Source organism: Synechococcus sp. R6-7 (genome assembly GCF_047461695.1).
Classification (GTDB): domain Bacteria; phylum Cyanobacteriota; class Cyanobacteriia; order Thermostichales; family Thermostichaceae; genus Thermostichus.
Genome location: NZ_JANSHS010000173.1, coordinates 1 through 8,426 on the forward strand (window position 1 = coordinate 1; position 8,426 = coordinate 8,426).

Consider the following 8,426-nt stretch of genomic DNA (forward strand, 5'->3'; position numbering starts at 1 on the left):
TTCAGGAGAGTTCAGCGTGAATGTATCAGACACAGTTGCACCGGCTATGGCTGGTGTTGCTGGAAAAAGCTGCTTTGAATCATCTGTTGAAAAGCCTGGGCTGCTCGCGAAGTGTGCAGAACCCTCGCGAGAGCATCTACAAACGGCTCATCAATCTTTTGCCAAGACGGAGACGTTAATCCCGACACAGGGATCCAATACGAGCTTGGCAGGTGGCGATTTCTTGGGGGGTGAGGTTGTCCCAATTGACGTCGCGGCGCAGCACCAAGCCATTGTGCCCGGTGATGAAACGGGGCAGCTCTGCTTGGTCGATCACGCTCAGATCCCGCATGTGATAGGTAGTGTAATAGGTAACATCTGGGCTCTCGAAATCCACGTCGATAAGGGTGAGGGTCTTGCGGGGGGGCAGAGGGCTGCCCAAGAGGGGACGAGGGCCAGAGCCGAGAATGCCGCAGTGAAGCAGTTGCAGTTGCCCTTTGTGGCCAGGGTAGTAGCCGTGGTCGTGGCCGCTGATGTAGGTGTGGACGCGGTACTTCTCCAGCAGAGCCCGTTTGGCATCCGCCTCCAGCAGCACTTCTCCCGGATCGTCGCGCCCGACAGTGATGGCGTAGAGGGGCAGATGGCCGATGACAATGCGCAACTTGGCCTTCTGAGCCCGTTCGCTGGCCAGAGCCGCTTCCGCCCAGGCCATTTGTTCGGGCGGGATGTAATTGCAGGTGGCATCCCAGACTAGGTAAAACACATCGTCTTTTTCAAAGGTGTAGTAGAAGGGAAAGTCCCCCCGATCCACAAAGTTCAAACCTGGGTCGTGGGCCGGATCGTTCCAAAACTCGCGGGCCAGATCCCGTTCTTTTTGAAAGAGAAAGCCGCCCCGCGTGGTGCGGGCACAGGAAGCATCGTGATTGCCCAAGGTAAAGCCGTAGGGAAGTTTGGCCGCACGGATTGGGCCAGCCACATGCCGGTCGAAGGCTGCCCACATGGCGCGAATGCGCTCCTCCGACAGGCGGGGATCCTGACCGGCCACCATATCTCCTCCTCCCAAAACAATATCCGGCTGAAGATAGGGGATGAGGCCGATGCCCCGATCCACCTCTGGGTCGTATTCCACCGAGCCGTAGATGCCGTTCATGTCACTGATGACCAAGAGGCGCAGATCTCGGCGGGGGGGGATGTAGAGGCCATGGGGGGCATCTGGATGGGGGACGACGGTGGGGGTGGGCTGGGGGGTAGGAGAGGGGAGAGCGGCTCTAGGGGATCCCATCCCTGGGGCTAGATGAGAGGGCTGCTGCCGACTGGCCCAATAGGCTCCTGCCAATCCACTGCTGCTGGCCAACCCCAACAAACCCAGAATTACCTTGCGCCGCTGCATGATCTTTGCCCCCAACACTCCAGCGGTATTGTAGAAAATCAAAAGGCTGATGTTGGGCTCTTCCATCTGCGCACGGCCTGGACTCGGCTCGAAGATGGCTATGCGCGGCAGCTCTTGTAGAGTTCGGGGTGTTTTTTGAACAACTGTTGACGCACAAATGCTACCTTGGTAGAGATGAGCAACTACCTATCTCAGACTCGGTATGACTTGAGGTTTTCCATGCCTCGCCCCTTGGATTCTTTGGAAGCTGCTTTGGAACGGTGCCGGGAGTGCAATCTGCGTTTGAGCCGACAGCGCCGTTATATCCTGGAGCTGCTGTGGCAGTGTGGCGAGCACCTCTCCGCCCGCGAGATTTACGATCGCCTAAATCAGCAGGGCAAACCGATTGGCCACACGTCCGTTTATCAAAACCTGGAAGCTTTGGCCAGCCACAACATTGTCGAGTGCTTGGATCGTGCCGATGGGCGCCGCTACGGCAACCGCACCCATCCCCACAGCCACGTGAACTGTCTGGATAGCAACCGCATCTTGGATGTGGACGTGGAGCTGCCGCCTGAACTGCTGGCCCAAGTGGAGCAACAAACGGGCACCCGCATCCAAAGTTACCGCATTGAGTTTTTTGGGGTGGAAAAGCCTGCGGAGCCCCAGCAGTAACCTTGGCAAAGGGATCCCTGCTGCCCTGAGCAAAAGTTGGGCAAAGGTCAGTAAGCTCGATTTTGGCCTTTGCCGATTTGCGACTGGATTTGCTCGAGAGAACTGGCAGGGGCCAGGCATTTGTTGCCCCAGCACACCAGCCCTAGAGCTCCTTCCGGCAGAGGTTCGGTCTCGGTGGGGAGAGCAAAGACGGTGGTGGGCCAAGATCGTTGCTGAAAGGCGGGAATGGAATCGGCCTCCAGGGTGACTTTCACCCAATTGCTATACCAATCCAGTCCGGCAAAAAGGCTGGGGCAGGTGCGCGGCTGGGTGCTCATGATGTGGGCAAAGGTTTTCAAGGCCTGCTCTGCCCGCTCCAGGTAGTCCAGATCTCCAGTGAGGGCGGCAAGGCGCACCAGGTTGGCAATGGCCACCCCATTGGCTGCAGGGGTAGCGTTGTCCTGGAACTCCTTCTCTCGCACCAACAGCTCAGGGGCACTCTGGGCATCGCTGACAAAGTATCCCCCCCTGGCCGGATCCCACAGTTGCGCATCCATCTCCTGCTGGAGCTGGAGGGCAGCCTGCAACCAGTCTTGAGGGGTGGGATCCCCCACCAGGGGCAGGCAGGCTTGCTGCAAGTCCAACAGGGCCTTGATCAGCAGGGCGTAATCTTCTGACTTGGCGGGCACCTGAGCTGTGCCATCGTAGTTCAGGCGCAACAGGGATCCGGTCTCAGGGTGGCGCTGCTGGCTGAGGATGAATTGGGCAGCCCGCAGAGCGAATTGCAGATAGTCTGCGTTGCCGAACACTTGATAGGCCCGCGCCAGGCCGGAGATCATCAAGGCGTTCCAAGAGACGATCATCTTGGTGTCGGTGACAGGTGGGATTCGCCCTGGCCAGGATTGCAGACGGGCCGATTGGGCATCCACTGCCGGAGGGAAGGGAACTCGTCGATCCGCAGAGCCATAGCGTGCCTGAAACAGATGGGTGGTCAAGGCGGCTTCAACTTCTGGCGGCAACGCCCCTCCCTGTTGGCGCTGCAAGACGATGCAGCCGGGCCGATCGGGGAAGTTGCCCCCCGGCGATAGGTCAAACGCCTGCTGCAAGGCGCGGAAGGTTTCTTCCCCCAAGAGCTCCTGCAGCTCCTGCCAGCGCCAGACGTAGAACTCTCCCTCCTCTGGCTCTCGATCTTCTGCTCGGGCAAAGCTGTCGGCATCTTGAGCGGCGTAGAAGTATCCGGCAGGGGCGGTCATCTCTCGCGCCACCCACTCCACCGTCAGCCGCACCGCCCGCTCGATGGCCGGATCTTGGATACCGTGCGCCCACAGATCGGAGAGAAACTCTAGGATCTGCCCGTTGTCGTAGAGCATCTTTTCAAAGTGGGGCACCGTCCAGGTGGGATCCACGGTGTAGCGGTGAAAGCCGCCGGCCACATGGTCGAAGATCCCTCCCAGCACCAAGGCCATGCCCCGCTCTTTGGCCCGTTCCAGAGCGCTCATGGAGCCGGGGATCCCTTCTGGTGGGTCGAAGCGGGCCGAACGCAATACCAACTGAGCGTAGGGCATCATGGGAAATTGCTGCACCGCCCCGGCATTGGAGAGCAAAGGCTGGATCTTGGGGATCCCAGAGCGCAGCAGGTCGGCGGGAATGTGGTCTTCCGGCACTAAGTCGCTGAGGGTGGTCAGAGCCGTCAAAATCTGGCCTTTCATCTCCTCTATTTTTTCCTTTTCCTGCCGGTAAAACTGCAGGATGCGCTGCAGCAAGGCCAGAAACCCCGGGCGGCCAAAGCGGGGCTCTACGGGAAAATAGGTGCCGGCGTAAAAGGGCACCAGGTCATCGGGCGTGAGGAAAACATTGAGGGGCCACCCCCCCTGCCCGCTCATGAGCTGCAACGCCTGCATGTAGATGCTGTCGAGATCCGGCCGCTCCTCGCGATCCACCTTGATGGGCAAAAAATGGGCATTCAAAAAGGCGGCAATTTCAGGGTTGGAGAAGGCCTCGCCCTCCATGACCGTACACCAGTGGCAACTGGAATAGCCGATGGATAGGAAAATCGGCCTATCCTCGGCCCGCGCTTTCTCCAGAGCTTCTGGGATCCAAGGCCACCAGTCCACCGGGTTCTCGGCGTGCTTGCGCAAATAAAGGCTGGAACTTGTGGCGAGGCGATTGGCCATGAGTACACCCTCTCACCCTTTTTGCTTTTCAGGCTAGCGCGTCCTCCTCCCAAGGCAGAGCCAACCCACCGTTGTTCAAGATACACTCACCCAGGATCCCTGTCGGTCAAGCCTGCTCCTGCTCGGCAGCCGGGATCAAAAACTCCAGAGGGCGCCCGTGTAAAACCAAGGTGGTGCTGGGATTTTCCACAAAGCCGATTCGCTCGTAAAAGCCACGCTGATGGGTTGTGAACAGGTAGATGCGCTCCACCGACTGCAGGTGGGGATGGCTGATCAGGGTTTCCACCAACTTGCGGCCAATGCCCTGACGTCGGTAATCGTGATCAACCACGATATCCCAGAGGACGGCTCGGTAAACCCCATCGGAAGTGGCGCGGCCAAAGCCAATCAGGCGCTCCCCATCCCAGGCGCTGACCACCGGATGGCTGTGGGCAACGGCCCGCTCCATCTCCTGCCGCTGGCGATTCTGCGCCCAAAAGGCATTGCGGTTCAACAGCAGGAGAAGTTGATCCAGATCCAGCTCGCCCCGCTCCAGAGAGAAGCGAATGTTGCGGTTGTCCACCGGCTGACGAGAGAGGGCAATGACAGGCTCAGGAGAGGGATCGGGCATGAAGAAGACCTTTGCAGCAGTGAGGGTTGGCAAGGAAGGGGGAGTTCAGCAAAACACTTGGGCCTGACGAACGGAGACTAGCTGGCCGAGGCACTTTCGGCGGTTGGCCCCGCATGCTCTAGGGCATAGGCTTTGAAGCGCTCCAGATCCGCCTGGATGGTGCTCTCCACCACTTTGCCCACAAACAGGCCATCCAAGATTTTGCCGAGGATCCCCGGGAGCTTGTAGGCCACCGACAGCTTCACAATGGTACTGCCTTTGCGGTCGTAAAAGCGCAGCGCGCCCCGGTTGGGCAGTCCTTCCACCGAACTCCAGCCAATGTGTTGGTGTTTCACCACCGTGTGGGTGCGGGAGATCCAACTGAAGGTGAGGCCGCGGGTGTCCAGTGTCCACCGGGACAGCTCCTGATCCAGCAATTCCACCGAGCGGATCCACTTCATCCAACGGGGCATGAGGGTGAGGTTGGCCCACAAATCCCATACCTGCTCAATGGGAACAGGCACCTCCACCTGACAGGTATGCTCTAGCCAATCCGACTCTGACATAGGGCCTCCCACGCAACACCCGGCAGAAACACAAACCATCCAGGGGCTTGACCACAACGCCTCGGAACGGGATCCCTGCCTTTACAAAATTTTATATCGACCTAAGATAGCATTATCGGCCTCGTGAAAGTTTGGGGCTCTGCGCTTTTTGGCAGCCCGGTTTCTTTTTCCAGCAAGTTGCGGCTGCCCCCCATGAGGGCAATGCAGAAGGCAGGTATCATGATTGCCATCTGCAAGCTCCACTTGCAAAGGTTCGGTGCATCCACTCGGTTGACTCGACGGGACGACCTCACCATGGTTTCACAATGGAAACAGCATCTTAAGAACTACTTCGTGGCGGGGTTGCTGGTGGTGATCCCTCTGGCAACTACCATTTGGCTGACGGTGGAGGTGGCCACCTGGAGCATTGGCTTTCTGACCAGCATTCCGAAGCAGTTCAATCCCATCCAGGGTTTGCACCCGATCTTGATCAACCTCATCGATCTGGCGGTGGGCCTGTTGACGCCGATTGTGCTCATCCTGTTGATTGGCTTCATGGCCCGCAACATTGTCGGCCAGTGGCTGCTCAATCTCAGCGAACAGTTGCTCCATGCGATTCCGGTAGCGGGGCTGGTGTACAAGACCTTGAAGCAATTGGTCAGTGTTTTGTTTGCCCCCAACAATCAGCGCTTTCGGCGGGTGGTGCTGGTGGAATATCCCCGACCAGGAGCTTGGGCGCTGGCCTTTGTGACGGGCACCATTCAAACTCCCATTCGGCCCGATGGGCCGCAGCGCTCCCTTGGCCTGTTTGTGCCCACCACCCCCAATCCAACGACGGGCTGGTACGCCATTGTGCCGGAAGACCAGGTGGTGGAAGTGTTCATGCCGGTGGAAGATGCTTTTAAGATGCTCATTTCCGGCGGCATTGTCACCCCTGAGAGTTTTGAAGCGGGGCTGCAGCGGCGAGAAGGAGCTTTGGCCGTGACCATGCCCAGTTTGCGGGAGCTGGTGGAGCAGGAGCGGGTGGCAGGATCCCCCAGGGCTGACTCGGTGGGCTCTGAGGTAGGTTTTGAGACTGAAGGGATCCCTTAATCCTGCTTTCCTGTCCCTGCAGAAGGGCCGGGCTGCCAGAGCTGGTATTCTTTGGCCTGTTCCAAGCGCACATAAAAAGGCCGCATTTGCCGATCCAATGCCTCCACTTGCTCGGAGGGAAAGGCCTTCCAGTCAGCACGGCTGGCCCAGCGGAGGATGAGGTGGACAAGTTCGGGATCCTCTTGATCCAGCCAAACTTCTTTGCCCAGAAAACCCGGATGCCGGCGCAGGGCGGATCCCCAAACCCGCTCGTCTTGCTCAAGAAAGGCTGCTTGCCCACCGGGAGGAACCCGGAAGCAGAGATGTTCGATGGCGATAGGGCCGGGCGGGCTGGGGCAGGTCGACATAGGAGCAGAGGCGGCAAAGTTAAAGATGGGCCCTCTCAAGACTCCAGGGGGGAAGCAGTCAATCGTTGCAGGGTGGGAATGAAGTCGGGGTAGGAGATGCGGGCACAGTCGGCTCCCCTGAGGAGGGTGGATCCCTGCGCTCCTAGAGCTGCCACCATCAGGCTCATGGCGATGCGGTGATCCTCGTGGCTGTCGACCTCGGCCCCGTGAAGAGGGATCCCTCCCTTGATTTCCAGGCCATCGGGATATTCAGTGACCTGGGCTCCCATGCGGCTCAGCTCTTGGGCTATGGCAGCCAGACGGTCGCTTTCTTTGACCCGCAGCTCTGCGGCATCGCGAATCACGGTGATCCCCTCGGCAAAGGCAGCCGCCACCGCCAAAACCGGGATCTCGTCGATCAAGGTGGGGATGAGATCGCCGGCGATGGTGCAGCCGCGCAAGCGGGCCGAACGCACCCGCAGATCTCCCAGGGGCTCGCCGGCCATTTCCCGGCAGTTTTCAATTTGAATATCGGCCCCCATCTCCTGCAACACCTGCAGCGCACCGGTACGGGTGGGGTTGAGGCCCACATCCCTTAGCAGCAATTCGCTCTCGGGCACAATGGAGGCGGCCACCAGCCAAAAGGCTGCCGAGCTGATATCCCCCGGCACCTGAACTTTTTGGCCCACCAGGCGGGATCCCCCCACCACGGCCACGGTTTTTGTTTCCGGATCCACCTGAATGTTGGCCCCGAAGGCCCGCAACATCCGTTCCGAGTGATCCCGAGAGAGAGCCGGCTCGGTGACTTGGGTGGTGCCTTCTGCCAGCAGGCCCGCCAGCAAGAGGCAGGATTTTACCTGCGCTGAAGCCACCGGGGAGCGGTAGTGAATGCCCTTCAGGGATCCCCCTTGTACGGCCAAAGGTGCCAAGGTTCCACCGGCCCGTCCCCAAATGCTGGCCCCCATCTGCCGCAGCGGTTCTACCACCCGCCCCATGGGCCGCGAGCGCAGGGAGCGATCGCCGGTGACGGCAAAAAAGCGCCCGGCCTGGCCAGCCAGGATCCCCAGCATCAGTCGCAGGGTGGTGCCGGAGTTGCCGGCATCCAACACGTCTGCCGGTTCTTGCAGCTGGCCCAGGCCAACTCCCCGAATGCGAACACACTCGCTGTTGAGCTCCGAAATATCTGCCCCCAGCGCCCGAAAACAGGCTGCCGTACTGCGGGGATCCTCTCCCAGCAACAGCCCTTGGATGGTGGTTTCTCCTTCGGCCAGGGATCCCAGCATCAGGGCGCGGTGGGAAATGGACTTGTCACCGGGGATGCTGACTTGGCCGCGCAGGCCCTTGGCCGGCGAGAGAGTGAGGATATCGGTAGAAGAAGAGTGAGTCAACACAGCAACCCTGACGGCAGACTGGGCAAAAGCGGCAGCAGTCTCATCTTACTCAGGCCCGGACTCATGCCCCAGAGATCTTACCAGGGATCCCAAGACAGCCTGTCTTTTGACGGCAACCCCTCTTTTCCCAGAGGATCACCTTAACAACATGGATTCCTCGGTCGGGGCCTGGCCTCGGCCTTTTTTTTGCAGATACTGAACTTTGTAGCAGCAGAAATAGAACCCCCGCAGACCGTGCTTGGCGAGGTGTATCAACACGACTCTGTTTTGACCGAGGAGGTGATGGCCTACCTGCAACCCCAGGGGG

At 59.5% G+C, this 8,426-nt stretch carries 8 protein-coding genes; 2 read left to right on the forward strand and 6 right to left on the reverse strand.

The genetic code is table 11. The features are described 5' to 3' along the window. Nucleotides 1-175: 175 nt before the first annotated feature. Nucleotides 176-1,435 carry a metallophosphoesterase family protein gene (locus tag NW815_RS05875; protein WP_238376945.1) on the reverse strand — a complete coding sequence of 420 codons (1,260 nt, stop codon included), beginning with the start codon at nucleotides 1,433-1,435 and terminating at the stop codon, nucleotides 176-178. Between the two features lie 153 nt (nucleotides 1,436-1,588). Between NW815_RS05875 and NW815_RS05880 the strand changes: the two genes are divergently transcribed. After that, entirely contained in the window at nucleotides 1,589-2,023 is a 435-nt protein-coding gene (locus NW815_RS05880; RefSeq protein WP_414331897.1) for a Fur family transcriptional regulator, read from the forward strand. Between the two features lie 47 nt (nucleotides 2,024-2,070). On the opposite strand, the gene NW815_RS05885 is transcribed toward NW815_RS05880, so the two are convergent. The 3 genes from NW815_RS05885 to NW815_RS05895 all read right to left on the reverse strand — a co-directional run bounded on the left by NW815_RS05885 (nucleotide 2,071) and on the right by NW815_RS05895 (nucleotide 5,331). Further along, nucleotides 2,071-4,176, reverse strand: a complete 2,106-nt coding sequence (locus tag NW815_RS05885) for a thioredoxin domain-containing protein (RefSeq protein WP_414390350.1) — start codon at nucleotides 4,174-4,176, stop codon at nucleotides 2,071-2,073. Between the two features lie 106 nt (nucleotides 4,177-4,282). Next, entirely contained in the window at nucleotides 4,283-4,786 is a 504-nt protein-coding gene (locus NW815_RS05890; RefSeq protein WP_414415804.1) for a GNAT family N-acetyltransferase, read from the reverse strand. A gap of 77 nt (nucleotides 4,787-4,863) precedes the next feature. Next, the gene (locus NW815_RS05895) at nucleotides 4,864-5,331 is read right to left on the reverse strand and encodes an SRPBCC family protein (RefSeq protein ID WP_414390354.1); all 468 of its coding nucleotides are present in this window, start codon (nucleotides 5,329-5,331) and stop codon (nucleotides 4,864-4,866) included. Nucleotides 5,332-5,625: 294 nt separating this feature from the next. Here NW815_RS05895 and NW815_RS05900 point away from each other — a divergent pair, with 294 nt between their 5' ends. Next, nucleotides 5,626-6,402, forward strand: a complete 777-nt coding sequence (locus tag NW815_RS05900; protein ID WP_238376947.1) for a DUF502 domain-containing protein — start codon at nucleotides 5,626-5,628, stop codon at nucleotides 6,400-6,402. Here NW815_RS05900 and NW815_RS05905 read toward each other — a convergent pair. Together NW815_RS05905 and aroA are read right to left on the reverse strand one after the other, a co-directional pair. Beyond that, nucleotides 6,399-6,749 carry a TIGR03792 family protein gene (locus tag NW815_RS05905; RefSeq protein ID WP_011432948.1) on the reverse strand — a complete coding sequence of 117 codons (351 nt, stop codon included), beginning with the start codon at nucleotides 6,747-6,749 and terminating at the stop codon, nucleotides 6,399-6,401. The genes NW815_RS05900 and NW815_RS05905 overlap by 4 nt on opposite strands. A gap of 35 nt (nucleotides 6,750-6,784) precedes the next feature. Continuing rightward, a complete protein-coding gene (gene aroA / locus NW815_RS05910) occupies nucleotides 6,785-8,119 on the reverse strand; it encodes a 3-phosphoshikimate 1-carboxyvinyltransferase (protein ID WP_414415805.1) in 1,335 nt (444 codons plus the stop codon). Between the last annotated feature and the right edge of the window lie 307 nt (nucleotides 8,120-8,426).

Bases quoted from the DNA above. Each gene is read 5' to 3' on its own strand.
- NW815_RS05890 (WP_414415804.1), bottom strand. From the start codon at position 4,786: ATGCCCGATCCCTCTCCTGAGCCTGTCATTGCCCTCTCTCGTCAGCCG.
- NW815_RS05880 (WP_414331897.1), top strand. From the start codon at position 1,589: ATGCCTCGCCCCTTGGATTCTTTGGAAGCTGCTTTGGAACGGTGCCGG.
- NW815_RS05875 (WP_238376945.1), bottom strand. From the start codon at position 1,435: ATGGAAGAGCCCAACATCAGCCTTTTGATTTTCTACAATACCGCTGGA.
- NW815_RS05905 (WP_011432948.1), bottom strand. From the start codon at position 6,749: ATGTCGACCTGCCCCAGCCCGCCCGGCCCTATCGCCATCGAACATCTC.
- NW815_RS05885 (WP_414390350.1), bottom strand. From the start codon at position 4,176: ATGGCCAATCGCCTCGCCACAAGTTCCAGCCTTTATTTGCGCAAGCAC.
- NW815_RS05900 (WP_238376947.1), top strand. From the start codon at position 5,626: ATGGTTTCACAATGGAAACAGCATCTTAAGAACTACTTCGTGGCGGGG.
- NW815_RS05895 (WP_414390354.1), bottom strand. From the start codon at position 5,331: ATGTCAGAGTCGGATTGGCTAGAGCATACCTGTCAGGTGGAGGTGCCT.